We start from the raw sequence: 24,972 nt of genomic DNA, 5'->3' as shown, positions 1-24,972 counted from the left end.
GAATGTCCGTTTTTCTGTCACCGTTTACAGCGAACTTGGCAGAGTGGGTCGACGCCCACCCGGCCACACGAAAGGACGCGTCTATGAGAAAAGCACGTATTAACCAAGGAATCGCCGGGGCCATGACGCTTATCATGGCTCTGGGCCAGGTTCCAACCTCGGGTTTTGCCGAGGCCCTTAACAGCCCGGAGTTGGTGACGACCGACCAGCAGGCAGAAGCCCCAGCAGCCAACAACGACGCCGGCGCTGATACCGAGGACGCGGGCAGCGCTACAGTCAGCGCGCAGGCGCAGCAGGACGCATCGGTCGGCCAGAACGATGCCAATAGCAACAACGGCTCCGCCTCGAACGCCGTCGCGCGAGCCGCCGTTCCGACGGCCGCCAGCACGACCTTCTCGTTCCATGGCGACGGCACGACGAAAAAGGACCTCTACAACTTTATATATAGCAATTTCTCTGGATCGATTACGCGCAGCAGGTTCAGGCTCCTCGATTCCACGGGGCAGGAAATCGTTAGCCTCAATGCACTAGCCAACAATGACGCCGTTGCGCTAACGAACGGTGCCACCTACACCGTGCAGTATCGGCGCGGGTTCGAATGGGCCGACTGCGGCACGCTTAAGGTTCAGAGCTACTGGAATGCCAACTTCTCCGCATCCGGCTGGGAAGGCGGCGGCGCGCGCATCGACAATGAGGCCGTGTCTGGCGATTACAAAATCAACAGCGGAGACAGCAAAACCTTCACCGTCGTGACGAGCGATGACTACACCGTCTCCGTCACAATCGATGGCAACGCGGCAACGCCCAACGACGATGGATCCTACACCATTCCTAGCAATCGGGATTCCAGCATATCCATCGTCTACACGCCGGCAACCCAGGCAACCATTAAGCTCAAACCCGTCGAGGGCGTGAACACAACAACTGTCGGCGGAGACACGGCAGACGCCAACGGCAATATCGTCGTCAACTACAAGAATCCCGGCAACATCGCCGTCACACCCGCCGAAGGATACGCCATCACGGGCATTAAGCTCGTCAACGACGTCGACGGCCGCGAAGTCGACCTTGCCAGCCCCACGTTCTCCAATCATATCGCAACTGTCGCAGGCGTTCCCGCCCTCACCAAGGACGGAAACTACACGCTCACCGTCGAAACCGTTAAAGCCGGCGTCAAGGGTATCGATGGCGCCGAGGCCGGCATTATCGGCAGAGACAAGAACAGCTACGACGCCATCGTCTTCGCCGCCGCATTCGATCAAGCCGGCAGTGTTCCCGCAGGCCTTACCTTGAACGACGTTACCATCACCTATAACGCCGGCGGAACGTTGTTTGGCGACCCCTGGAAGAAACTCGACTTCACGCCCGGCTGGCCCAACTTTGGCAAGCATGAGTTCGGCGGCAACGGCGACGGCTCCACCGAGACAATCCGCATCGCTTATGGCGGAGACGACCAGTACCCCGCCTCCTCCGTCGAGCTCACTGTAAAGATCACCGACGGACGTTACAAGACCCAGATGTCATGCAACGTCAACGTGTCCGTCCAATACAACGCCGATGCCGCGGTCATGCGCGACGCACTTTACCAGGCCCTCAACCCGCATGTCACCTACATCAACGATGAAGGCAAAACCGTAGACGTGCCCAACCTTTCGACTGATGATTTTGAGTTCGAAGGCCTCACGCTGCCCGCCGATGCCGGTGAGCACACGGCCGTTACCGTTAAGTACAAGGGCACCGCGAGCAAGGGCGACCAGCTTGGGTATCAGCCTTGCAGCGTCGACAACGTAACCGTAACGGTAACCAAGGCGCCCTCCACGCTCAAAGTCACGAGCAAAAAACTCACCTACGGCGAGACCGTCACCATTGCGGACCTGGTGAGCTCCAAGCCCAGCAACGAAGAGACCAAGCCCATTACCGTCATCGCCGGCATCGACGGCGAGGCCACGGGCTATGCATCTGTCGATCTGAGCTATTACTCGCCCACCGTTCAAAACATCATTAACCAATGGCTCCATTTGGACCAGGGCGTCTCGATGGATGAGCTGCTCGATAGACTGAATAGCGACACCGCGATGAATCTGCTCAAGTTCGCGCTTAAGGACGCGGGCGTCGAGAACCCCGATCAGCTGGTCGACAACCTTAGAAACGTGCTTACATCCTTGCAGAAGTACGGTTTGGGCTCGTCAACGATCGCTCTCGGCGGTACCCCCAGCAAAGCGGGCGTCTATGTGGTTGCTGCCGGCACTGCAAGCGGCAATTACAAGACATCGCTGGGCATGGGTTATCTGACCATCGCGCCCAAGACGGCCAATGTCGAGCTCGCGTGGAAGCAGGAGATGCCGAACAAGACGCTCGGCCATGACGAGGCACAGAATTTTGATTTTGGCGCTAAGGCCCTCGATGGCAATGATGACGTTACCCAACAGGTCAACGTCCGCGTCGTGTACGCCGGCGTCACCACCACGGGCGAAACGTACCTGAGCAGTAAGGCACCCCGCACCCCGGGCGCCTATACCGAAACCGCAACGGTGATCGGCGGCAATTACCTGGCCAAGCCCATCATCCGTGCATTTTCCATCGGCCGCGCCCAGACCACGGTGACGCTCGAGGGCGATACATTCACCTATAGTGGCAAGCCGCAGGGCCCCGCAGCCGCTGTTGTCAACGCTGTCGGCAACCCGATTGACGATGCAGCGCTCGTCTATCTGTATAGCGGTGTCACTGCAACCGGCAATGTGTATCTGAGCACCTCCGCCCCGACCGAGGCCGGCAAATACGTCGTGAGCGTCGCGTTTGTGGGAGATGCCCAGTACGGTAGCAGCCGCAATACCGCATCGTTCACCATCAGCAAGGCGAGCGCGACTATCGTCATGAACGACGACACGGTCACCTATGACGGATCTGCGCGCGGCCTTGTCGCCACGGCAACCATCCCCGACGACAACGGTGCCATCGTCGATGTAACCGACCAGCTAACCATTCGCTATGGCGATAAGGACGAGGCACCCAACGACGCCGGCTCCTATGAGGTCACCGCGATCTTCCCGGGTAACGACAACGTCGAGCGCACAAACGTCAAGGCGACCCTCACCATTGCCCCGCGTCCGGTTACGATCGCGCCTTCCATACAAAAGATCAGCAAGGTTTCCGGCACCAGCGATCCCCAGCTTAGCTACACGATCGTCGACGACGCAGCCCAGACGGCTCCGTGGAGCGGCACCGACAGCCTAGAGAGCACCGTCGAGAAAGCCCTCTCCCCCGCTGCCAAGCGCGCCGACACAGACGAAGAGCCCGGTGAGCATGTAGTCAAGGCTTCAATCGGAAAAAGCGATGCGAACTTTGAGGTAACGCTTGGAACGTGCACGCTCACCATTTTGCCGAGCGTCACGATCACCAGCCCCCAGAATGGCACCGTTAAGCTGAGCGGCGACGCGCTCATCGAAGAAGAGGGGACTAAGGGTGCCCCCGCGGGTTCCCAGCTCGAGCTAACTGCCCAGGCGAACGAGGGCTACAAGTTCTGCGGCTGGAAGGTCGTATCCGGCGACGCAACCCTAAGTGATGCGGACGCCGAGCACACCACCCTCACCGTGGGACAGACTAACGCCGAGGTCGCTGCAAAGTTTGAGCTCGCTTGGACGCCCATCGGGCCCGCCATGATTAACGTCAAATGCTCCGTCGCAAACGACAAGGGCGGAAGTGCCATCAGCACGCCCGCGGCAGCCTATGCCGGCGACACCGTAACCATTACGGCCACCCCCGATGAGGGCTACGAGTTTGATTATTGGGAGGTCCAGAGCGGCGATATTGAGCTTGCCGACGCAAGCGCTGCGACCACCACCTTCGTGCTAGGAAATACGCAGCCGCACGTAATCGCCCACTTTAAGAAGGTCGTGAAGCCCACACCGACTGAGCCGACCGATAAGACGGACAAGACCGATAACGGCAACAGCTCCAAGACCGCCGCAAGCGCCAATAAGGGCGCCGAAAGCAAAAAGGGTGCCTCCAAACTTGCCGGCACCGGGGACCACGCAATCGTCTTTGCTCCGATTGCCGCCGCTGGCGTCATTATCGCCTGCATCGGCGCCGCACTCCTCCGCCGTCGTAGCCAATAAGCGGCACGCGCCGACACCATAACGCGGCACACATAAGGCCCGCCTCGGATAATCCGGGGCGGGCCTTCTTCTCGATGTGACATGTGGGACTGCCCCTTTGTCACATCATGCGAACTGGCTCAGATAGAGGTCGGCGTAGGCGCCCTCGGCAGCCAGCAACTCCTTATGCGTGCCCTGCTCGATAATGTTGCCGTGATCCATGACCAAGATCAGGTCGGCGTCCACGATCGTCGACAGGCGATGCGCGATCACAAAGCTGGTGCGCCCGCGCATAAGCGCGTCCATGGCGCGACCGATGGCGAGCTCGGTACGCGTGTCCACGCTCGACGTCGCCTCGTCCAGGATGAGAATCGCCGGGTTGTTGAGCAGCACGCGTGCGATGGTCAACAGTTGACGCTGCCCTTGGCTAATGCTCTCGGCATCGTTGGCCACCCGCGTGTCATAACCCTGCGGCATGGTGCGCACAAAGAAGTCGACCTGCGCGGCGCGCGCAGCCGCCACGATCTCGTCGCGCGTCGCCTCGGGACAGCCGTAAGCGATGTTTTCGGCAATCGTGCCATCGAATAGCCAGGCGTCCTGCAGCACCATGCCAAATTGCTGGCGCAGCTCGCCGCGGTCCATACAGCTCGTGTCCACGCCATCGAGCGTAATGCGCCCGCCGTCAATCTCGTAGAAGCGCATGAGTAGGTTGATGAGCGTGGTCTTGCCCGCGCCCGTGGTTCCCACCACAGCGATCTTCTGACCCGGCTCGGCTGTAAACGACACGTCGCGCATGAGCGGCTTTTCGGGCGTGTAGCCAAAGCGCACATGCTCAAAGGCGACGCGGCCCTCCACGCGACCCGGTAGCTTGGCGGCCTCGCCCGGCAGCGGATCGGCTTCCATCTCGGGCTCATCGAGCAGGTCGAACACGCGCTCCGCACTCGCCAGCGCGCTCTGCAGCGAGTTGAAAGTGAACGACAGCTGCGTCATGGGTTCTGACGCCCCGTAGATAAACTGGAAGAACGCCTGGAACACGCCGACGGTCATGTGGCCGGCGACCAGCATACTGCAGCCCACCAGCGCGATCACGATCTGCGCCAAACGGCCGATAAAGCGAACCGCAGGGCCGACGGCATTGATCATAAAGTCGGCCTTGGTACTCACGCGCGCTAGCTCCCTCGAGGCCTCGTGCACCTCGGCAGAGCTCTGATGCTCGCGGTTGAATGCGCGAATCACCAAACGGCCTGAATAGCCTTCCTCGACCGCGCTCGTGATTTTGGACACCCACTCCTGACGCTCGCCCGTCACATCATGCGTACGGCGCGAAACCACCTTGGTTACCAGCAGCGATACCGCCGTAAAGCCCAAAAAGACCAACGTGAGCTTGACGCTATAGACAAACATCATGATGATGGCACCCGTCACGGTACCGATCGATACCAGCAGCTGCAGCAATCCGCGCTGCATACTCTCGGACATCTTGTCCAAGTCGTTGGTCGCGCGGCTGACCACTTCGCCGGGGCGATGCGCGTCAAAGTAGGCGAGCGGCAGGCGGCTGAGCTTCTGCGCGATGCGGTTGCGCAGACGCAGGTTGAGTCGCTCGGCGACGCTCGACATCAAAAAACTCTGCAGCGCATAGAACGATCCGGCGGCTGTCCAGATCAAAAAGTAGACAAAGATGGTCTTACCGCACTGATCCCAGGTGATGCTGAAGGTCGTTCCGCTGGCAAACGCCACCTGTATATGGCCCCACAGCTCGTCGATAACATGAGCGCTATATGCCGGCGCGGCGGTGTTAAAGATGACGTAGAACACAATGCTCGCGAATACAATATAGAAGCGCCAATGGTCGCCGGCGGCCTCGCTCCACAAGCGGCGCACCGTCGCCCAGGTATCCCGGGGCGTCTCGTCCTCTTCTTCGTCGTCCACGTCGCGCATACGCTCTGCCTCGGCACGGGCGCGCTCGTCCTCGGCACGCTCGTTTTCCTCGTACAGCGCCTGGCGACGAGCCTCGCGCTCGGCCGCGGCCCTGGCGGCGGCATCCAGCTCGTCGGCGCGGCAGACTGCTCGACCGCTTCCTCGGCCGCGTCCACAACGACGGCATCGATAGCGTCGCTGCGCTTCTTGAGCTCCTCGGTCATGCTACTCACCTCCCTTCATCTGCGATTCCGCGATGGCGCGGTACACCTCGCAGGTTTCCATAAGTTCCTCGTGCGCGCCCAGACCCACGACCTCGCCATCCTTGAGCACGACAATCTGGTCGGCATGCAAAATCGTCGAGATGCGCTGCGCGATGATGAGCACCGCGGCGTCGCGCGTCTCGTCCTGCAGCGCATGGCGCAAGGCCGCATCGGTCTTAAAGTCCAGGGCCGAAAAACTGTCATCGAAGATATACAGATCGGCATGCTTCATGAGCGCACGGGCAATTGCCAGGCGCTGGCGCTGGCCGCCCGAAAAGTTCGTACCGCCCTGGGCAACCGGAGTATCGAGCCCCTGCGGCTGATCGAGCACAAAGGTGCTCTGGGCAACCTGCAGCGCATGAAGCATGTCCGCCTCGGTCGCGTCCTCGTTGCCAAAGCGCAGATTGCTTGCCACGGTGCCCGAGAACAGCCATGCCTTCTGCGGCACATAGGCGATGCGCCCGCGAATCTCATCTTGCGAAAGCTCGCGCAGATCGATGCCGTCCAGGCGAATGGCGCCCTTGGTGGCATCGTGGAAGCGCAGCAGAAGCTTTGCCACCGTCGACTTGCCCGAGCCCGTCGAGCCCACAATCGCGGTCGTCTGACCGCGACGACAGGCAAAGCTCAGGTCGCACAGGGTGTCCTCGTCGGCATCGTCAAAGCGAAACGACATGTGGTCGAACACGGCAACAGCATCCGCATCGTCCTCGGAGGCAGGCGTCCCGTCACCCAGTGTACGCTCGCCGTCCACGATGCTCGGCTCAATCTCCAACACCTGCTGCGCACGGTTCAGGCACGCGGCAGCACGCGGAAGCGTCAGCACCACCATCTGGGCCATCATCACAAAGAACAGGATCAGAATTGCATACTCCAGCACCGCCGAGATACTCGCAATCTGCATGGCATGGGCGCCCACCCGGTTACCGCCCACCCACAGCACCGCCACCTCGGCGATGTTCATCAAAAAGAAGCTGGAGCTGTCAAGGCCCACAAACAGGTGGTTGACCTTGATGGCGTTGGCCGCGTAATCGCTGAACACCTCGTCCAGGCGCTGTTCCTCACGACGCTCCTTGTTAAACGCACGGATGACGCGCACGCCCACGATGTTCTCGCGCAGCACCACGTTCATGCGGTCGATAAAACCCTGCAATCGCATAAAAATCGGCGCCGCATTGGCAACCGTAAAGACCGCCGCAACCAGCACGATCGCAACCACGACGCCCAGAAGCATGCCCATGGCCGGATCGATGAGCCAAGCGAAGATGATGCCCGCCACCGCCAGGAACGGCACCGGCAGCACCAGCTGAATCGTCTGAAGGACAGCCTGTTGAATCACGTTGATGTCGTTGAGTGAGCGCGTGATCATCGATCCGGTGCCAAAGCGCTCAAAATCGCTGGCAGACAGCTCGAGTGATTTGTCGTAGACGGCATTGCGGATGTCGCAGGCCACGTTAGCCGCCAGACGCGCCGAAAGATAGCAGCCCAGCACCGTGCCGCCGCTAGCCATGCTCGTCGCGATAAACATGTATAGGCCGTTGCGTAAGATGTAGTCGACATCGCCCGTGGTAATACCGGTGTTGACCATGTTCGCCAGCATCGTGGGAACCAACAGCGTACCGACGTTATCCACCAGCAGCGCCAGCAGCGTCACTGCGACAAGCCCTCGATAGGGCTTCAAAAACCTCATTAACAGTCGCACGACTCACCCTCACCTTGATTCTCGGCAGCGATATGCTGCTTAAAGACATCGCACTCATCGCCGAGCGCATGGGAAAATTTTTCGATTAGGCGCATGATTTCGCGCTGTTCCCAGGGCTCGAGCACTTCGAAAGCCTGTTGCTCGGCTTCTTGCGCCGGCAGCGCATATTGCTCGGCAAACCGCATGCCCGCTTCGGTCAAACGCACAACCTTGTTCTTACGGCTGCCTTCGGCAAACTCCAACGTTGCGAAGCCCCGCGCCGTCAAGGTTTTAATTGCCGAGTTGATGGTCTGCTTGCTGTAGAACCATTCGCTTGTCAGACGGCTTACGGCAATACTGCCGCCTGCCGTGCTGGTATCGACGAGCATCCAGTAAGCGCAGTCCGAAAGGCCGCAGGCGCGCGAGAACTCCGAATAGATATGGTCGAGTCCATTGAGCAGCCGGTCGAAGTCGACCGGCGTAACCGCGCTATTCATCTATCCCACCATTCGATTGTCCGATTTTTGACCAATTTCGTGTCTTTAGATTAGTCCGAGTGTTGACTATCGTCAACAGGCTCTCCGCAAATGCCTACACTTTTATGGCCTATCGGCAGAAAAAGACCGCCGGCGCGGGGGCGGCGCCAGCGGTCACGTGAAAATCGGGTTTCATTGCCTGTTAAGCGGCGACGGCCTCGTAGACCGTAGCGCCCGAGAAGCTATCGTGCAGGCTTTTGCCGCTGATCCAAGGCAGCTCGACGACCTCGCAGAGCGTGTTGACCAGCTCGGAGCAGTCAGTAAAGTGGCCCTTATCGTTGAGGGCCTCGCAATCCTGAACACGCCAATAGCCATCGGTGTGCGTGATGTAGTACTCGTGATCGTCAATCGTCACAAAAGCGCGCGTCTTGGAACGCAGCAGCTTCAGAAATCCTTCGAAATCGGTCTCGACGACATCTCCAGCCTGGAACATGATAGTTACCTCCTGGCCCAGCGCACCACGGCGCGTTGATAAACGTTGGTACTCCTTTAGTAAAACCTTTATCAGAGGTTATGCGTTCGTCATTTAGGCAAGTGGTAAAAACCGCAGGGCAGACGGGATAAAACGTTTAACCATCCCATTGGTTTGTCACATTTTGAAGGTACTTTTATGCAAACCTACTTTCCCAATTGGAATCTATCCATTTACCGGGCAATTGACCGTCTATCGTTTGAGCCCGACGGGTATGAACGGGGCATCTGCAACGCCACCGCAAGGAGACACCATGGAGACTATCGAAGCGCTCATTCACCGCCGCAGCTGCCGCAAATACAGCGATCGTCCCGTCGAGGCCGAAAAGCTTGCACGTATTATCGAAGCCGGCCAATATGCACCGAGCGGCATGGGCCGCCAGCCGGTGACGTTTGTCGCCGTCACCGACCCCGCGACCGTCGAGCGTCTCTCACAGCTCAACGCCCAGGTCATGGGCAGCAACAGCGACCCCTTCTATGGCGCCAAGACCGTTGTGGTGGTGCTGGTTGACCGCAGCGTGCCCACACATCTGGAAGACGGCTCGCTCGCCATGGGTAACTTGCTCAACGCCGCCTATGCACTGGGTGTCGATTCGTGCTGGATTCATCGCGCGCATGAGGTCTTTGACTCGCCCGAGGGCCTGGAACTGCTGGCCAGCTGGGGCCTGCCCGCCGACGGCAGCCTGCGCGGTGTCGGTAACTGCATTCTGGGCTATGCCGAGGACACGCTACCCGAGGCAAAGCCGCGCCGCGACAACGTGGTGTACGTTAGGTAATTAGTTCCGCCGTTCTACCGAACGGCGGACCTGCTGACGCTGCGCGAGCCGTATTCACGCCAATCTGACGTTCGATTTCGAGGGCGCGACCAGAAGGTCAACGCCCTCTCATTTCACGTCACCTTGGCGCAAATGCGGCCCGCTCGCTGTTGGCGACTGACATCGAATGAGCTGCTGATGGCATTCGACACTTGGGCAGCTAAAAGGCCCCGTCCCAAATTTGCTACCCCACTATCAACTTATCTTGCCGATGGATTTGTCGTCGTTTCATTCGTTCGAGTCGCTTTGGCGCCATCGCCTTGTTCGCCCTCGTCCTTTTGCGCATCGGCGATGGTGGAGGCCGCCGCAACGATACCGCGCTGGGGCGCGACGCCCGTCTGGTCTTGTGCACCCTCAACAAGCTCCGTGCCAACATGTGCAAGTTCGGGCGATTTGAACATCGCGTCCAGGCTCGCACCGCCGCCGGCGTAGCCAAGCGCAGCGAGCGCGATGACAATCACTGCAACGACGACCGCAATCGGAACATAACGATGCCAACCAGCCGGATTGAGCCCGCTGCGGCGAGCCGCCCCGCGGCTAATGTAGCCAAGTGTGCCATCGTGCCTGAGCTTTGAGCCCACCACGCGCCTTCGTCCCCACAACGAGGACTCGGCCTGCATGGCCAAGCGGGCGCTTGCCGAAGGATAGCCATATTTAGTGCGCTTGAACGAGCCATCAAACCCCGAGGCGCTTTTGCCCCACGTCCGCGAAGTCGTACGTCGGCTGACCGGCGCCGCAGTTCGTTTCGCTTGGTTCGTTTTTGAAGTCTCCGCCATACTCCCCCGCACGCCGTAACACAGTCGAAACAATACTGCTTTGGACTGTATCACACGCGCCGCGCGCGGTCACGGCACCTTGCTCAGTGGTCGTTGTCCTTCAGCAGACGCCATAAGGTCGTGCGACTTATACCGAGTACCTCTGCCGCACGCGTCCGGTTGCCGTGAAGGTGCTGCAGGACCAACCGAGCGATATCGCGCTCGGTATCGGCCAGAGGGCGTAGGATATACAAATCGCTTTCGAGCGTTGGGGCACCAAAGGTCGCGGTCTTGATAACGTCCTCCTGGGCGAGCACCTCCTCCGCCACGGCACGCTCCACCGTACCCGCCCCTACTAATATATAGAGTCGTTCAGAGACTTCGCGCAGCTGCAAGTAATTTCGCGGCCAGCGGTACGCATCGAGCGTCTTTGCCGCGGCGGCGGACAGCCATGGGACACCCGTCTCAAACATATCTGCCAGATACTCCAGATAGCGCGCAACCTTTTCCGACGCGCCGCCCTGCTCGGCAATCGCCGGCGCCACACTCACTGCACAGGCCAGACGCTCGGTTACAAAAGCAGCCTGATCGCTTTCGCCGCCGCCTGGCATGTCGTTTGCCGTCAACACCACATGGCAACGAGTTGCGAGCGCCGTGTCGATCATTGCGGACACGAGCTCGCGCAGGCGCTGGGGGCCAACAGCATGCCAGCCGCCCATGCAAAGTGTCAGCCCCGTTTGGAATAGCGGCGATTCGGAACTTTTGAGCAGATGGCGCCAACCGCGATCCGTAAGCTCATCGAGCGCAACGGACACAAAGGGCTGGTCGGCATAGGGTCCATCCAGGTACAGGCGTTTTGCAATCTGATCCTGTCCCGCGCCCAGCTCGCCCTCGAGCATAAGGGGCACTCCGCGCGCATAGCTCTCCCGTACGGGGGCAGCGACCGCTGCCGCGTCTTCGACGATGCCGTATGCGCTCGATTCGTAGCGGGCCTCAACTTCGTCGGCGTTGAGCCACTCGATGCCCGCATGCGCCGCGGCGGCGCGCACCTCGCGGACCACGATGACCCAAAGGCCCCCGCCCTCTTTGTCGGTGGGGCGAACGGTCAGGCTCAGGCGCGTACCCGCACGCCCCATAACCAGACGCGCGCCGTCTCCTATGCGGTCGAGGCGCTCAGCGACAAAAGCCGCCACATCCCGCTCAAGCGCCGCGTCATTCATGGTCGAGATCGCGACGTCCCCACGCGCATCGATTGCCAATGCCGAGGCCCCGGCAGCAGCTAGGGCATCGCTCAAGATCTTCAGCTTGGCATCGCTATCCATGATTTGCCCCTGTCCGCTGCGACGTACAACCGCCGACGGTCGCACGACCGAGTGTTTCAAAATTGAACGATATTGCTCACCAAACACTATAGGGCAGAAAGCGCCGTCCTGCGAGTATAGGTGTTGCCCCGCATCGCCATCCTGGCGGGGCGATAAGAGCTCTTCGGGATCTATTAACCTGCGGACAAGCCATACCCGCAAGAGCTCCTATCGCTCCACCGCGAGGATGCGGCCACCGGCAACCAGCACGTAAATGGGCTACTTCTCTACCAGATTCCCAGCACGTGCTGCATTCCCAAACCCATGCACGCAATGCCAATCCAGCAGCAAAAGCCCAATGCGATGGGCTTGCCGCCTTTTTTGACCAGCTCGACGATATCGGTATTAAAGCCAATAGCCGCCATGGCCATCACGATAAAGAACTTCGACAGCTCCTTGATGGGCGCCGTAACGGACGCGGGAAGCTGAAACACTGTGGTGACCACACTCGCCAGCACAAAGAACAGCACAAACATGGGAAACGCGCGCTTAAGGGAGAACGTGCTTTTGGCGTCGCCGCCGGCCTTGCGCGCCAGATGCATCTGCCAGCATGCGAGGACCAACGTGATGGGAATAATGGCCAGCGTCCTGGTGAGCTTGACTACCGTAGCGCTCTCGAGCACATTGGCGCCAGGATGCATACTGTCCCAGGCGCTCGCCGCAGCCGTTACAGACGAGGTGTCGTTGATAGCGGTACCGGCAAACAGGCCAAAGCCCTCGTTGGTCAGCCCAAGCATGCCTCCAAGCGTTGGAAACACGAGCGCCGCGATAACGTTAAACAGGAAGATGACCGAAATAGCCTGGGCAATCTCGCGATCGTCGGCATCGATGACGGGCGCGGTCGCGGCGATGGCGGAACCGCCGCAAATCGACGAACCCACACCCACAAGCGTCGCGATCTTGCCCGGCACGTTCATAACGCGGCAGAGCACAAAGGCGATGATGAGCGAGGTCAAGATCGTAGCCACGATAATCGGCAACGACTGGGCGCCTTTGGACAGAATCTGCGAGAGGTTCATGCCAAAGCCAAGCAGGATAACCGCGTACTGCAAGACTTTTTTAGACGTATAGGTGACGCCGGCGGCGAGCTGTTCGCGACGATTCTTGGGAAAGACGAGCGCCAGAACCATGCCAAAGAGGATGGCAAATACCGGCCCACCGACCACCTCAATCTGTTTGCCGAGCAACGACGCAGGGATGGCGATGATCAGGCAGAACAAGACGCCCTTCCAGCGCTCGCGTACGATATTTACCAGTTGCATATGGGATTCCTTCTTTCTATTTCACGTTTGCGACGGCTTATGATACGGCAACATTGAGCACAGCCATACGCAAAAACAGACTAAAATGCCGCAATAGTTCTCGGGCAACAACCGAATTACCCAGCGCGGAGAGCTGATTCGCGGCATAATTAACAACTGACATATGAGTGTGATAGAACAGTTGCGAGGCACTATGGAAGAATCGATGCACGTCGGCGAGCAGGAAACGAGCCTACAGGACCAGTCCTACCACACCATTCGACGCAAAATAGTCTACCTGGACTACAAGCCGGGCGAAAAGTTGGGCGTCAAGCAGCTTTGTGACGACCTAGATATGGGGCGCACCCCTGTGCGCGAGGCACTGGTGCGTCTGGCGCAAGAGGGCCTAGTACGCACCGTGCCCCAAAGCGGCACCTATGTCTCGCCCATCAACCTCACCCTTGCCGAGAGTGCCTGCTACATTCGTGAGCACCTGGAAAAGCAGGTGATTGTGGAGTGCTGCGCCCGTGCCACCTCGGTAGGCATCGAGCAGCTCGACCGAGCCATCGCGCTGCAGGAAAAAGCCATGGCCGAAGAGGACCGCATCGGCTTCTTTTTAAGTGACAACCTCATGCACCGCATGATCTTTAGCATCGCGTGCCGCAGCACCGTGTGGTCGTGGCTCGAGGCGACCAATGCCGACCTGGAGCGCTTCCGCTGGCTGCGCGCCGCTACGCAGGCGCTCGACAATCAGGAGATTGTTAACGAGCACAAGCAAATCCGCCGCGCCATCGCCGGTCGCGATCCTATCGAGGCAAGCTTTTTGGTCAGCAAGCACCTGCATATGATGTTCCGCAACCAGACCGAGGTCCTGGACCAATATCCCGAGTACTTCGAGACCAGCAGGCTCCGCTAACCTGCCAAAAAGGGACAGGTTTATTTTGGCAGGTTTTATCTGGGCAAATGCAACAAGGCCCAGCTCCGCTGCAACGAAGCCGGGCCTTAGTTGTTAGGACGTAGGAACTCGATTACTCTACTGTGACACTCTTGGCCAGGTTGCGGGGCTGGTCAACGTCGCAACCGCGCAGGACGGCAACCTCGCGGGCGAGCAGCTGCAGCGGAACGCTCGCCGTGATGGGGCTGAATACGTCACGGACGGCCGGCACGCGAATGATGCAGTCGGCAATCTTGTTGATTTCCTCGTCGCCCTCGGTAGCAACGACGATGACCTTGGCGCCGCGCGCCTTGCACTCCATGAGGTTCGACACCGTCTTGTCGTATGTTGCGCTCTTGGTTGCAACCGCGATAACGGGGAAACCCGGGTCGATCAGCGCGATAGGGCCGTGCTTCATCTCGCCGGCAGCATATGCCTCGGCATGCAGGTAGCTGACCTCCTTGAGCTTGAGCGCGCCCTCGTAGGAAATGGCGGCGCCCATGCCGCGACCCACGAACAGCGCAGACTGCGCGTCCTTGCAGACAAGCGCGGCCTCGTGCACGGCCTCGGTCTGCGTATCCAGAATCCACTGGATCTGCTCGGCCGTATCGGAAAGCTCGCGGAACAGCATGCGCGCCTGCTTGGTGGTCAGACGGTACTTAACCTGCGCCAGCAGCAGGGCCAAAAGCGTAAGGCTCACGACCTGACCGATGAAGCTCTTGGTCGAGGCAACTGCAATCTCCTTGTTAGCCTTGGTGTAGATAACGCCGTCGCTCTCGCGCGCCACCGGGCTGCCCAGCACGTTGGTGATGCCAAAGACCTTGGCGCCCTTGATGCGCGCATCGCGAATGGCGGCAAGGGTGTCGGCCGTCTCGCCCGACTGGGACACGGCCACGACAAGCGTCGTCGGCGTGATGATGGGGTTGCGATAGCGGAACTCGCTTGCCGCCTCGACCTCGGTAGGAATACGAGCCCAACCCTCAATAAGGTTCTTGGCGATAAGTCCGGCATGGTAGCTGGTGCCGCAGGCAATCACATACACGCGGTCGATATCGTTGAGCTCCTCGAGCGAAAGGCCCAGCTCGTCGATATCGAGCTCACCGGCGGGGGTCATGCGGCCCACCAGGGTATCACGCACGACGCGAGGCTGCTCATGGATCTCCTTAAGCATAAAGTCGGGATAACCGCCCTTTTCGGCCATATCCAGGTCCCAGTCGATATGGGTAAGCTTGGGCTCAATCACGTTGCCAGCCTCGTCGGTATACTCGACGCCTGCGGGCGTAAGCTTGGCAAACTGACCGTCTTCGAGCACCACGACATCGCGGGTGGCATCGATAAGCGCGATCACGTCGGAGGCAACGTAGGAGCCGGTTTCGCCGACACCGACCACAATCGGGGAGTCCTTGCGGGCCACGGCAATCACGCCGGGCTCATCGGCAGAAACGGCGGCCAAACCATAGGCGCCCACCACGTGGGCGCAGGCCTCGCGCACAGAAGCCATCAGGTCGTGTGTCTCGGCATAGGCCTCTTCGATCAAGTGCGCAAAGACCTCGGTGTCGGTCTCGCTCTTAAAGTGATGGCCGCGGCCCTCCAGCTCCTCACGCAGCTCGGCGAAGTTCTCGATGATGCCGTTGTGGACGATGGCGATGCGACCGTCGCAGCTGGTGTGGGGATGGGCGTTGACAACGGAGGGCTTGCCGTGGGTAGCCCAGCGGGTGTGGCCGATGCCGCAGGTGGCGTCGCTGTCGACATTGGTAAGTTCGCTCTCCAGGCCCGCGACCTTGCCCACGCGGCGAATGACGTCGAGGTGAGCCGCCGTGCCCTCGCCCACCTCGAGTGCGACGCCCGAGGAGTCATAGCCGCGATATTCCATACGCTTAAGGCCCGTGACAAGGATGTTCTTTGCAATATCAGAGCCGGTGTAGCCGACAATTCCGCACATAGGATAAATCCCTTCGCTCGCGTGACTGCAAAACGTCCACGCACAAGGGGCGCTGAGACGTATAACGTTCGAGTATTGTACTCACGCGAGCGCAAGCTGATATACCAGAAGTGGTATCTCAACTTAGATACCACCTGATGCACACACGTTCAGCCGGTCCAAACCACCACAAAGGTGCCTGTCCCCTTCGTGGTGGTCGCGTTGGCAATAGCGTTTCCCCAGATAAAACCTGCCAAAATAAACCTGTCCCTAATTGGCAGGTTTTGACACCCTAGGGACGGGCGATGCTACAATCTAGCTTGTACTTGAAACGCATCAAAGGGGCCGCTATGGCAAAGGTAAAAATCAGCGACGTCGCACGCGAGGCAGGGGTCTCGCTGGGCACGGTATCCAACGCGCTCAACCATCCCGAAAAGCTGCGCCCCGAGACCCTCAAAATCATCAACGAGACCATCAATCGCCTTGGCTACCTGCCCAACCAAAGCGCCCGCCAGCTCGCAGGAGGCACCACCAAGTCCTTTGGCCTGGTCCTCCCCCGTCTCGACCACGGCTTCTCGCTCCAAATTGCCAGCGGTGCCCATAACGAGGCCCGCAAGCACGGTTACGACCTGCTTATCGCCAACGCCGATAACGACGACATCCTCGAAGACCACTACCTGCGCTATTTTATGGGCACGCAGATGTCCGGCGTCATGGTTCAGCCCATGGCATCCCCCGATTGGCACCCCGCCATGACCAAGATGCCCGTGCCGATTGTCCATCTGGACATCCACTGTTCCGAGCCCGGTTACTACGTGGCCGCCGACAACGAGGCACAGGGGCGCATTATCGCCGAGCTCGCCATTGCCCGCGGCGCACGCCATATCACCGTTGTGGGCAGAGCGGCATTTATGCAGCTCACCCTGCGCGTGCTTGGCATTCACAAGACCCTCGCCCTTCATCCCGATATCAAAATTGAGGTCATTGACGCCGGAGAATGGAATACCGCTGCCGACGGTTACGGCATCGGCGCCCAGATTGCCGAGCGCTCTGCTGACGAGCGTCCGGATTTTGTCATCGGCCTAACCGACGTATTGGCCTCGGGTGTTATCTCGGCGTTGATCGACAAAGGCATCTCCGTCCCCAAGCAAGTTCGCGTGGCCGGCTGCGACGGCAACCCGCTTGCATGGAGCGGGTCGGTCCCTCTCACCACAGTGGCACCGCCGGGTTACGAAATTGGCCGCAAGGGCGTGCAGCTGCTCATGGAGCAGATCGAGAACAAGGCGCCGACAAAAACCAAACGCGTCCGTATCGGCTCCGCCGCACGCACCGTCACCGAGGTCACAGCCGCCGAGGACATCAACCGTCAGGAACTCGTGCGGCCGTTCCTCTTAGAGCGCGCCAGCACCCAGGCAAGCAGCCAAGCCGAAGCCACCGCCATCAACCTGGGCGCGTATCTATAGCACGTCGACCAGTATGCCAAAACGCAGCTTAAGCAAAAGAGGCCCGGCCATTGCCGGACCCCTTATGCTTAAGCGTAAATGTGGGCAATTGCCCGTTTCAACGCCGCAGCTGTCTAGCGCACGGCCTTGACCGCCGCCGTAAGGTCGAACAGCGTATCGAGCACGGCCACGCAGCCATCCACCACATTCTGCGGCAGCGGCACGATGTCGGGGACGGCAAAGACATGGCAGCCGGCCGTGATGCCAGAGACGCAGCCGTTGCGCGAATCCTCGACCACAGCGCATTCCTCGGGAGCAAAGCCCGCGCGCTCGCAAGCGAGCAGATACATCTCGGGGTCGGGCTTGCCGTGCACGACGTCCTCGCCGCAGGTCACCGTCTCAAACTTGTCAAAAAGACCGACCATCTTAAGGTTGCGCTCGGCCGTAGCGAGGCGCGACGACGTCGCTAGACCCACGTGATAGCCCGCAGCCACCAGCTCGCCTATGCACTCGGCGGCGCCGGCCTTAAGCTCCAAATCGGTCTTGACCATCTCGTCGCGAATCTCCTTGTGGCGAACATAGATCGCCTCGGTGGTTTCATGGCTGCCGTAATGCTTATCAAGGATGTCCATGACATCGGGCAGTGTGCGTCCGATAAACTGATGGATCAGCGCATCATCAATCGCGACCCCCAGCTCGGCAGCGCCCGCCTTCCATGCCTTGATGCCCAAACGCTCGGTATCGACCAGCGTTCCGTCCATGTCAAAAATTACAGTCTTGATCATATCGGTCCCCTCACCGGATTGCATTACGGCCACTCTAGCTTACTTTACAAACTTGTATATAACGTATGTAGCATATTGCACTATCGTTACATAGGCAGAAGTCATATGACGAGCAGTCCGATAGGATTATAGTTTTCGACCGAGTACTCAATGGTAAGGATTGTTTTATGCTTTCAGACACTACCGCACCTGCAAAGGAGCTTCAGGACAAACTCGCGGCGCTCGAACAGCTGCTTTTGGCATACGGACGCGTCGCCATCGGCTTTTCCGGTGGCGTCGACAGCAGCTTTTTGGCCGCGGTCTGCGCCCGCATCATGCCTGCCAGCACGCTTCTCGTTCACCTCACCACGCCGCTCATCGGCACGCCCGAACAGACCTCGTTTGAGCGATCCGTTGACAGGCAAACCAATGAGGGACCGCATTTTAAGCTCCCCGTGCTCAATCTTTCGGTCGATCAGTTGCAGCTCCCCCAAGTAGCCTGCAACGACGCCAACCGTTGCTACCACTGCAAGCACGCCGGCTTTACCGCCATCGTCAACCACGCTAAGTCGCTCGGCTTTCCCACCGTCATCGATGGCAGCAATGCAAGCGATCGCGGTGACTACCGTCCCGGCATGCGCGCTGCCAAAGAGCTCGGCGTACGCTCCCCTCTTATGGAGGTCGGCTTTACCAAGGACGAAGAGCGCGAGCTGTTGCGCGCATGGGGCTATCCCGTTTGGAACCTGCCGGCGGGAGCCTGTCTTGCCACGCGCGTCCCCACAGGCGAGGAGCTTACGCATGAGAAGGTCGATTTAATCCGCGCCTGCGAGGACTACCTGCACGATCTTGGTCTGGCGCAGGTACGCGCGCGCTTGGTCGGTGGCTGCATGCGTATTGAAGCCGCTCACGCAGATGTCGCCAAGATTGCCGCTCTCGGCGGTGCTACCGTCAATGCCGAGGGCAAGACCCCGCTGCCCGCCGCCATCGAGTCCGCGCTGCGCGAGCTGGGCTGCGCCCACATCTCCCCCGAAGTCACCCCCTACATCCACGGCAACATGAACCAGTAACCTGCCAAAAAGGGACAGGTTTATTTTGGCAGGTTTTATCTGGGGAAACGCGAAGAGTGCCACGCCAAATCACCGTTACGGACAGGGAGGCATTCATGCAGCTCGCCCTGCGCATACTTGGCATCCACAAGGCCCTCGCCCTGTATCCCGATATCAAAATTGAGATCATTGACGCCGGAGAGCGGAATGCCGCAGCCGACGGCCACGGCATCGGCGCCCAGATCGCCGAGCGCGCCGGCACCCAGGCAAGCGGCCACTCCGAAGCCACCGTCATCGATCTCGGCGCATACCTTTAGCGCACGGCCTTGACCGCCGCCGTCAGGTCGAACAGCGTATCGAGCACGGCCTCGCAGCCATCCACCACATTCTGCGGCAGCGGCACAATGTCGGGGACGGCAAAGACATGGCAGCCGGCCGTGATGCCAGAGACGCAGCCGTTGCGCGAATCCTCGACCACAGCGCATTCCTCGGGGGCAAAGCCCGCGCGCTCGCAGGCAAGCAGGTAGATCTCGGGGTCGGGTTTGCCGTGCAGGACGTCCTCGCCGCAGGTCACCGTCTCAAACTTGTCAAAGAGGCCGACCGTCTTAAGATTGCGCTCGGCCGCGACGCGGCGTGACGACGTCGCAAGGCCCACGTGATAGCCCGCAGCCAGCAGCTCGTCGAGGCACTCGGCGGCGCCGGCCTTAAGCTCCAGGTCGGTCTTGGCCATCTCGCTGTGTAGCTCAATGTTGCGGGCAAAAATCGCGTCGGCGGTTTCGCCCTTGCCGTAATGCGCCTCAAGGATGTCCTTAACATCGGCATTCGAACGGCCGATAAACTGATGGATTAACGCATCATCAATCGCGATCCCCAGCTCGGCCGCGCCCACCTTCCATGCCCTCATGTCCAAACGCTCGGTATCAATCAGCGTTCCATCCATGTCAAAAATAACAGCCTTGATCATATCGACCCCTTCATCGGCTTGCGTTACCGCAAATCTGCTGCGCCTTACAAGCTTGTATATAACGTATATATCATATTGTACTTTTGTTACATAGACAGAAGCTTTATGACGCAACCTACCAAAAAGGGACAGGTTTATTTTGGCAGGTTTTATCTGGGGAAACGCAAACAGGGCCGCGACACCTCTATGGCGTCGCGGCCCTTTTCCTTGGAGAAGGATCGATTGATTGAACAGGATGACCGTTCTAGTCTTCGAGTCCGCTATTGATGAGCTCCGCAATCTCAACGGGATCGGTGCTCGCGCGCACCTTGTCACGGAAGCCGGCGTCCATCAGCATCACGGCAGCCTTGGAGAGCAGACGCAGGTGCGTGGTTCCAGCCTCGCCGGCGGGCACGTACAGCGCGAGCGCAACATCGACGGGCACCCCATCGAAGCTCGGCCATTCAACGGGCTCGGCCAGTTTAAGCACGGCAACGCCCGGCGTGTGGATCGCGTCGCTTTTGGCATGCGGAACGGCAAAACCGGCGACAAGGCCGGTCTCGGCCTCGTTCTCGCGAGCAATAAAGGCAGCTTCTACGGCAGATGCGTCATCGGCAAAACCGAGCTCGATGGCCTGCTCGGACAAATAATGCAGGGCGTCCTCGCGCGAGGCGGCGGTATACCCGATCGTCACTTGGTTGGCAGATACAAATCCCATGGAAACCTTCCTTACAACACAGACCTGACCGCAGCTTCGATGCCGCCGGCGTCCAAACCGTACTTGTGCAGCAAATCGACCGCAGGGCCGGACTCACCATATACATCGCGCACGCCGACGCGTCGCATCGGCACCGGATGCTGTTCCGCGAGTACCGAGGCCACAGCCTCGCCAAGACCGCCGATAATCGAGTGCTCCTCGGCAGTGACCACGCGACCAGTCTTCTTGGCGCTGGCAACTACCAGGCGCTCATCAAGCGGCTTGATCGTGTGCATGTTGATAACCTCGGCATCGATACCATCGACAGCGAGCGCCTCGGCAGCCTCAAGTGCCTCGGCAACCATAAGGCCACAAGCGATGATGGTCACATCGGACCCCTCGCGCACGACCACGCCGCGACCAATCTTGAACTCATAGTCCTCGCGATCGTTGATGACCGGTGTTGCCAGGCGGCCGAAACGCATGTAGACCGGTCCCTCAAACTCATAGGCGGCGCGCACGCAAGCGCGAGCCTCGATGTCATCGGCGGGAACGATCACCGTCATACCCGGGATCGTGCGCATGAGCGCGATGTCCTCGCAGCACTGATGCGTGGCGCCGTCTTCACCGACCGAGATGCCCGCATGCGTGGCGCCGATTTTGACGTTGAGGTGCGGATAGCCGATGGAATTACGCACTTGTTCGTACGCGCGGCCGGCGGCGAACATGGCAAAGGTGCTCGCAAAGGCGACGTGGCCCGTGGTTGCAATGCCGGCGGCGAGCCCCATCAAGTTGCTCTCGGCAATGCCGGCGTCGTAGAAGCGCTCAGGGTGCGCAGCCTTAAACTTGCCGGTCTGTGTGGCGGCGGCCAGGTCGGCATCGAGAACCACAAAGTCATCGTGCTCATTGCCCAGCTCGACAAGTGCCTCGCCATAGCTAACGCGCGTGGCGACTTTCTTGACGTCTGCCATTAGAGCTCCTCCCCTGCTGCTGCGAGCTCGGCCATGGCCTGCTCAAACTGTTCATCGTTGGGTGCCTTGCCGTGCCAGCCCACCTGGTTTTCCATAAAGGAAACGCCCTTGCCCTTCACCGTCTCGGCGATAATGGCCACAGGCGAGTCGCTCACTTTGCGGGCCTCGGCAAAGGCGGCGGCAATCTGCGCCATGTCGTTACCGTCGGCGAGCTCAATCACATGCCACTTAAAGGCGCGGAACTTGTCGGCAAGTGGCATAGCCGAGTTAACTTCGTCGATACTGCCGTCAATTTGCAGGCCATTGTGATCGACGATAGCGACGAGGTTATCCAGGTCGTGGTTGCCGGCGAACATGGCCGCCTCCCACACCTGCCCCTCCTCGCACTCGCCGTCGCCCAACAGCGTGTAGACGCGATAGCTGTCACCCCAGTGCTTTGCGGCGAGCGCCATTCCAACCGCAGCGGAGATACCCTGACCGAGCGATCCGGTAGACATGTCGACGCCCGGCGTGTCATTCATATTGGGATGGCCCTGCAGGCGGCTGCCGATATGACGGAGCGTCTCGAGCTCCTCCTTGGGAAAGAACCCGCGCTCGGCGAGCACGGCATAGAGTGCCGGAGCGCAATGGCCCTTGGAGAGCACAAAGCGGTCGCGCTCAGCGCGGCTCGGATTTACCGGGTCGACATCCATTTCCTCAAAGTAGAGGTAGGTCATAATGTCGGCGGCGCCAAGCGACCCGCCCGGATGCCCCGACTTGGCGGCGTGGACACCCGTGACAATACCGCGGCGAACCTCATTGGCAATCTTGGCCAGTTCCTGATCGGTCATGGAGTTTCCTCTCTTGAGCACGCCGGCCCGGCATAACAAATGCTGGGCCGGCAGAACCATCGTTACTGTGCCTCGACGACCTTTTTCCAGTCGGCCTCGAACGAGGCAAGGCCCTGGTCGGTCAGCGGGTGATGCAGGCATTTCTTAAGAGCGGCCATGGGGACGGTCGCAATATCGGCACCGAGTAGCGCCGCCTGGGTCACGTGATTGGGCGTGCGGACGGATGCGGTGATGATCTCGACGGTGTCGTCGACGTTCTTACCGGTCCAGTCATAGTTCTTGATGCAGGTCACAACGTTGTCGAGCTGCGAGATACCGTCCTCGGCGATGTCATCGAAGCGTCCCACAAACGGGCTGATGTAGCGGGCGCCGGCGTTGGCGGCCATGAGGGCCTGCGTCGGCGAGAAGACGAGCGTCATGTTGACGCGCACGCCCGCATCGGCCAGCGCGCGGCAGGCGGCGAGGCCGGCCTCGCAGACGGGGAGCTTGACCACAATGTTGGGAGCCAGGGCGGCAAGACGCTTGCCCTCCTCGATCATGCCCTCGGCAGTAGTCGCGGTGGACTCGGCAGACACGGGCAGACCCTCGCAGAGCTCGGCAATCTTGAGCATATGGGGCTCAAAGTCGGCGAGCTTACCGCCGGTCTTGGCGTACAGGGACGGATTGGTGGTGACGCCGGCAAGGCAGCCCCAGCTCTTGGCCTCGGCGATCTCGTCAAGGTTGGCGGTATCGATAAAGAACTTCATGGTACAAACTCCTTCGAATGAATAGCTAGCAATCTAAGGACAACGGCTCAATCACTGGTCGACCCAACGTCAGCGAGCGGGCAGCTGCCGTGGCAAGGTGGTGCGAAAGAGGAGCGAAGCGTACTTTGGTACGCGAGCGACGGCTTGAGCGCCAGATTGCCCGGCAGATGCTCGCGCAGCGTCGACCGGTCCGGCGTTTGTCAAAACGCCGGAACTACTTAGTCCTCGAGAGCCTTCTCGATGCGGCTCGTGACGCCCTTGAGGTTAAGACCGACGACGTACTGCTTAATCGGGCGCTTGATGTGCTCGATCACAAAGCGCTTGCCGTCGATGTTCTGGGCAGCGAGGTTGCGATAGAGCTTCTCGACCTGCTCCTTGACCTCGGGATCGTTGAACGCGTAGTGGCCGGAGACATCCAGAATCTTCAGGCTGAGCTCGTCGTCGGCCAGAATGTCGTCAACCTGCAGGTTGACATCATCGCCGGTCATCCACTTGCGCCAGCGCTCGGTCTTGATAGCCTTGACCAGCAGCGCGTGATACAGGTCGGAGGGATCGTCGCACAGGCCGTTGTCGACCAGAATCTGCTCGGTAGCGCAGAGCTTGAGATAGGCGCGGGTCTCCTCGGTGCCGTACTGAGGGGCGACATTGGAAGCGGTCACGTGAGCCGGAATGTGCTCGAGCAGCGTCGCGTCGTCCAGGTAGTCGGCGTTGTGCTCCTTCAGGCCCACGCCGTAGCGCTTTGCCATGTCGGCGAGCTCGCGGGCGTTCTTAAAGTTGTAATGGCCAACCTGCTCGGTCCAACGGGTAAGCGTGCCGGTCTGGCCGACGATAAAGGTGGGCATGGGGCAGCCGCGCTTCTCGAGCTCGGGCTGCAGCTGAGAAATGAACTCCTCGTACTTATCGGTAGAGGTCAAGCCGCCATTGGTCTCCTCGGTACCGACCTCATAGGCGACCTCGGGCAGGTTATGCTCGCGACGGTACTGCTCAAGGTAGTCGATAAGATCGATCGTGCGGCGAAGCACCACGTCGAGCGGAATAACCTTGCCGATCTGATAGGGATCCTTGGTGGGGTCGACCATCAGCAGGTCAAAGCCCGCCTCCATGTCGGCGACGAAGGACTTGCGGGCGAGCTCCATGGCCTCGTCCTCGGGCAGGTGGGCGTTACGCTCCTCGTCACGCTGCCACGGACCGCCGTGATCGCGGCACAGGTAGTACGGGCCGGTGTAACCCACCTCGTCGGCAACCTTCTTGATGTCGGCGGCAAAGCGCTTCTGGTCCCAACCGTTGACGTAGCCGGCGCCCATCTCGTCCATATCGACCTGGTTGCGGCTGGCGATAAACATGGGCGGGAAATCCTCGTCCTTGGCAAGCTCGAACACAGCCTGAATCAGGTTGGGGCTCATGGGACCAATACCGACCATGGTTGCATGATCGCCGCTGTCTTGCAGCTTGAGCATGCCCTGAACGGCCTGGCGGATGGTGAGGTTGGACATTTTGTTCTCCTTCTCCAGAGGATTGTTGACAAAAGTTCCCTGGGACCCAGATGC

General features: G+C 60.0%; 21 protein-coding genes. 6 read left to right on the top strand and 15 right to left on the bottom strand.

What is annotated here, in order from left to right:
• The first annotated feature begins 83 nt into the window (after window positions 1–83).
• Window positions 84–4,115 (top strand): InlB B-repeat-containing protein, encoded by a 4,032-nt coding sequence (locus tag ACTM82_RS03870; RefSeq protein WP_441054524.1) that lies wholly within the window; start codon window positions 84–86, stop codon window positions 4,113–4,115.
• A gap of 105 nt (window positions 4,116–4,220) precedes the next feature.
• On the opposite strand, the gene ACTM82_RS03865 is transcribed toward ACTM82_RS03870, so the two are convergent.
• The 4 genes from ACTM82_RS03865 to ACTM82_RS03850 all read right to left on the bottom strand — a co-directional run bounded on the left by ACTM82_RS03865 (window position 4,221) and on the right by ACTM82_RS03850 (window position 8,921).
• A complete protein-coding gene (locus tag ACTM82_RS03865; RefSeq protein WP_441054522.1) occupies window positions 4,221–6,032 on the bottom strand; it encodes an ABC transporter ATP-binding protein in 1,812 nt (603 codons plus the stop codon).
• A 204-nt stretch (window positions 6,033–6,236) separates the two neighbouring features.
• Window positions 6,237–7,961 (bottom strand): ABC transporter ATP-binding protein, encoded by a 1,725-nt coding sequence (locus ACTM82_RS03860; RefSeq protein ID WP_441054520.1) that lies wholly within the window; start codon window positions 7,959–7,961, stop codon window positions 6,237–6,239.
• On the bottom strand, window positions 7,961–8,449 hold the full coding sequence (locus ACTM82_RS03855; RefSeq protein ID WP_441054518.1) for a MarR family winged helix-turn-helix transcriptional regulator: 489 nt from the start codon (window positions 8,447–8,449) through the stop codon (window positions 7,961–7,963). Before ACTM82_RS03855 ends, ACTM82_RS03860 begins: the two co-directional genes overlap by 1 nt.
• Window positions 8,450–8,630: 181 nt before the next feature.
• Window positions 8,631–8,921 (bottom strand): CDP-alcohol phosphatidyltransferase, encoded by a 291-nt coding sequence (locus tag ACTM82_RS03850; protein ID WP_441054516.1) that lies wholly within the window; start codon window positions 8,919–8,921, stop codon window positions 8,631–8,633.
• Window positions 8,922–9,213: 292 nt separating this feature from the next.
• Between ACTM82_RS03850 and ACTM82_RS03845 the strand changes: the two genes are divergently transcribed.
• Complete coding sequence (locus ACTM82_RS03845) at window positions 9,214–9,735, top strand: nitroreductase family protein (RefSeq protein ID WP_441016630.1); 522 nt, start codon at window positions 9,214–9,216, stop codon at window positions 9,733–9,735.
• A gap of 239 nt (window positions 9,736–9,974) precedes the next feature.
• On the opposite strand, the gene ACTM82_RS03840 is transcribed toward ACTM82_RS03845, so the two are convergent.
• From ACTM82_RS03840 to ACTM82_RS03830, 3 genes are all read right to left on the bottom strand, one after another.
• Window positions 9,975–10,394 carry a hypothetical protein gene (locus tag ACTM82_RS03840; protein ID WP_441054514.1) on the bottom strand — a complete coding sequence of 140 codons (420 nt, stop codon included), beginning with the start codon at window positions 10,392–10,394 and terminating at the stop codon, window positions 9,975–9,977.
• 239 nt (window positions 10,395–10,633) lie between these two features.
• A complete protein-coding gene (locus tag ACTM82_RS03835) occupies window positions 10,634–11,851 on the bottom strand; it encodes a helix-turn-helix domain-containing protein (protein WP_441054512.1) in 1,218 nt (405 codons plus the stop codon).
• 266 nt (window positions 11,852–12,117) lie between these two features.
• Window positions 12,118–13,152: a YeiH family protein gene (locus ACTM82_RS03830; protein WP_154517801.1), complete on the bottom strand. Its 1,035-nt coding sequence runs from the start codon at window positions 13,150–13,152 to the stop codon at window positions 12,118–12,120.
• Window positions 13,153–13,345: 193 nt separating this feature from the next.
• On the opposite strand from ACTM82_RS03830, the gene ACTM82_RS03825 reads away from it, so the two are divergent.
• On the top strand, window positions 13,346–14,047 hold the full coding sequence (locus ACTM82_RS03825; RefSeq protein WP_427794358.1) for a GntR family transcriptional regulator: 702 nt from the start codon (window positions 13,346–13,348) through the stop codon (window positions 14,045–14,047).
• A 112-nt stretch (window positions 14,048–14,159) separates the two neighbouring features.
• Here ACTM82_RS03825 and glmS read toward each other — a convergent pair whose 3' ends face one another.
• Window positions 14,160–16,007 carry a glutamine--fructose-6-phosphate transaminase (isomerizing) gene (gene glmS / locus ACTM82_RS03820; RefSeq protein WP_441054508.1) on the bottom strand — a complete coding sequence of 616 codons (1,848 nt, stop codon included), beginning with the start codon at window positions 16,005–16,007 and terminating at the stop codon, window positions 14,160–14,162.
• Window positions 16,008–16,336: 329 nt separating this feature from the next.
• Between glmS and ACTM82_RS03815 the strand changes: the two genes are divergently transcribed.
• Window positions 16,337–17,449, top strand: a complete 1,113-nt coding sequence (locus ACTM82_RS03815; RefSeq protein ID WP_441054506.1) for a LacI family DNA-binding transcriptional regulator — start codon at window positions 16,337–16,339, stop codon at window positions 17,447–17,449.
• A 113-nt stretch (window positions 17,450–17,562) separates the two neighbouring features.
• On the opposite strand, the gene ACTM82_RS03810 is transcribed toward ACTM82_RS03815, so the two are convergent.
• Entirely contained in the window at window positions 17,563–18,213 is a 651-nt protein-coding gene (locus tag ACTM82_RS03810) for an HAD family hydrolase (RefSeq protein WP_441054504.1), read from the bottom strand.
• 167 nt (window positions 18,214–18,380) lie between these two features.
• Here ACTM82_RS03810 and ACTM82_RS03805 point away from each other — a divergent pair, with 167 nt between their 5' ends.
• Entirely contained in the window at window positions 18,381–19,259 is an 879-nt protein-coding gene (locus ACTM82_RS03805; protein ID WP_441054502.1) for a hypothetical protein, read from the top strand.
• Between the two features lie 56 nt (window positions 19,260–19,315).
• A complete protein-coding gene (locus ACTM82_RS03800) occupies window positions 19,316–19,555 on the top strand; it encodes a hypothetical protein (RefSeq protein ID WP_441054500.1) in 240 nt (79 codons plus the stop codon).
• On the opposite strand, the gene ACTM82_RS03795 is transcribed toward ACTM82_RS03800, so the two are convergent.
• The 6 genes from ACTM82_RS03795 to ACTM82_RS03770 form a co-directional block, all read right to left on the bottom strand.
• Window positions 19,552–20,202: an HAD family hydrolase gene (locus tag ACTM82_RS03795; RefSeq protein WP_441054499.1), complete on the bottom strand. Its 651-nt coding sequence runs from the start codon at window positions 20,200–20,202 to the stop codon at window positions 19,552–19,554. The two genes, ACTM82_RS03800 and ACTM82_RS03795, sit on opposite strands and share 4 nt — an antisense overlap.
• A gap of 244 nt (window positions 20,203–20,446) precedes the next feature.
• Window positions 20,447–20,899 carry a PTS sugar transporter subunit IIA gene (locus tag ACTM82_RS03790; RefSeq protein ID WP_195503788.1) on the bottom strand — a complete coding sequence of 151 codons (453 nt, stop codon included), beginning with the start codon at window positions 20,897–20,899 and terminating at the stop codon, window positions 20,447–20,449.
• A gap of 11 nt (window positions 20,900–20,910) precedes the next feature.
• The gene (locus ACTM82_RS03785; RefSeq protein WP_441054497.1) at window positions 20,911–21,849 is read right to left on the bottom strand and encodes a transketolase family protein; all 939 of its coding nucleotides are present in this window, start codon (window positions 21,847–21,849) and stop codon (window positions 20,911–20,913) included.
• On the bottom strand, window positions 21,849–22,679 hold the full coding sequence (locus ACTM82_RS03780; protein ID WP_441054495.1) for a transketolase: 831 nt from the start codon (window positions 22,677–22,679) through the stop codon (window positions 21,849–21,851). Before ACTM82_RS03780 ends, ACTM82_RS03785 begins: the two co-directional genes overlap by 1 nt.
• Window positions 22,680–22,741: 62 nt before the next feature.
• Window positions 22,742–23,425, bottom strand: a complete 684-nt coding sequence (fsa, locus tag ACTM82_RS03775) for a fructose-6-phosphate aldolase (RefSeq protein WP_117757862.1) — start codon at window positions 23,423–23,425, stop codon at window positions 22,742–22,744.
• 218 nt (window positions 23,426–23,643) lie between these two features.
• On the bottom strand, window positions 23,644–24,918 hold the full coding sequence (locus tag ACTM82_RS03770; RefSeq protein WP_441054493.1) for a class II D-tagatose-bisphosphate aldolase non-catalytic subunit: 1,275 nt from the start codon (window positions 24,916–24,918) through the stop codon (window positions 23,644–23,646).
• Window positions 24,919–24,972: the final 54 nt, after the last annotated feature.

It is taken from the genome of Collinsella sp. HCP3S3_E5 (assembly GCF_052067635.1).
Lineage (GTDB): Bacteria > Actinomycetota > Coriobacteriia > Coriobacteriales > Coriobacteriaceae > Collinsella.
The sequence above is the reverse complement of the archived record's forward strand: the minus strand, read 5'-3'. Positions and strand labels throughout refer to the sequence as shown.

What these genes read in the sequence shown, in the direction of transcription:
- ACTM82_RS03870 (WP_441054524.1), top strand. Translation starts at nt 84, where the DNA reads ATGAGAAAAGCACGTATTAACCAAGGAATCGCCGGGGCCATGACGCTT.
- ACTM82_RS03865 (WP_441054522.1), bottom strand. Translation starts at nt 6,032, where the DNA reads ATGCGCGACGTGGACGACGAAGAAGAGGACGAGACGCCCCGGGATACC.
- ACTM82_RS03860 (WP_441054520.1), bottom strand. Translation starts at nt 7,961, where the DNA reads ATGAGGTTTTTGAAGCCCTATCGAGGGCTTGTCGCAGTGACGCTGCTG.
- ACTM82_RS03855 (WP_441054518.1), bottom strand. Translation starts at nt 8,449, where the DNA reads ATGAATAGCGCGGTTACGCCGGTCGACTTCGACCGGCTGCTCAATGGA.
- ACTM82_RS03850 (WP_441054516.1), bottom strand. Translation starts at nt 8,921, where the DNA reads ATGTTCCAGGCTGGAGATGTCGTCGAGACCGATTTCGAAGGATTTCTG.
- ACTM82_RS03845 (WP_441016630.1), top strand. Translation starts at nt 9,214, where the DNA reads ATGGAGACTATCGAAGCGCTCATTCACCGCCGCAGCTGCCGCAAATAC.
- ACTM82_RS03840 (WP_441054514.1), bottom strand. Translation starts at nt 10,394, where the DNA reads ATGCAGGCCGAGTCCTCGTTGTGGGGACGAAGGCGCGTGGTGGGCTCA.
- ACTM82_RS03835 (WP_441054512.1), bottom strand. Translation starts at nt 11,851, where the DNA reads ATGGATAGCGATGCCAAGCTGAAGATCTTGAGCGATGCCCTAGCTGCT.
- ACTM82_RS03830 (WP_154517801.1), bottom strand. Translation starts at nt 13,152, where the DNA reads ATGCAACTGGTAAATATCGTACGCGAGCGCTGGAAGGGCGTCTTGTTC.
- ACTM82_RS03825 (WP_427794358.1), top strand. Translation starts at nt 13,346, where the DNA reads ATGGAAGAATCGATGCACGTCGGCGAGCAGGAAACGAGCCTACAGGAC.
- glmS (WP_441054508.1), bottom strand. Translation starts at nt 16,007, where the DNA reads ATGTGCGGAATTGTCGGCTACACCGGCTCTGATATTGCAAAGAACATC.
- ACTM82_RS03815 (WP_441054506.1), top strand. Translation starts at nt 16,337, where the DNA reads ATGGCAAAGGTAAAAATCAGCGACGTCGCACGCGAGGCAGGGGTCTCG.
- ACTM82_RS03810 (WP_441054504.1), bottom strand. Translation starts at nt 18,213, where the DNA reads ATGATCAAGACTGTAATTTTTGACATGGACGGAACGCTGGTCGATACC.
- ACTM82_RS03805 (WP_441054502.1), top strand. Translation starts at nt 18,381, where the DNA reads ATGCTTTCAGACACTACCGCACCTGCAAAGGAGCTTCAGGACAAACTC.
- ACTM82_RS03795 (WP_441054499.1), bottom strand. Translation starts at nt 20,202, where the DNA reads ATGATCAAGGCTGTTATTTTTGACATGGATGGAACGCTGATTGATACC.
- ACTM82_RS03790 (WP_195503788.1), bottom strand. Translation starts at nt 20,899, where the DNA reads ATGGGATTTGTATCTGCCAACCAAGTGACGATCGGGTATACCGCCGCC.
- ACTM82_RS03785 (WP_441054497.1), bottom strand. Translation starts at nt 21,849, where the DNA reads ATGGCAGACGTCAAGAAAGTCGCCACGCGCGTTAGCTATGGCGAGGCA.
- ACTM82_RS03780 (WP_441054495.1), bottom strand. Translation starts at nt 22,679, where the DNA reads ATGACCGATCAGGAACTGGCCAAGATTGCCAATGAGGTTCGCCGCGGT.
- fsa (WP_117757862.1), bottom strand. Translation starts at nt 23,425, where the DNA reads ATGAAGTTCTTTATCGATACCGCCAACCTTGACGAGATCGCCGAGGCC.
- ACTM82_RS03770 (WP_441054493.1), bottom strand. Translation starts at nt 24,918, where the DNA reads ATGTCCAACCTCACCATCCGCCAGGCCGTTCAGGGCATGCTCAAGCTG.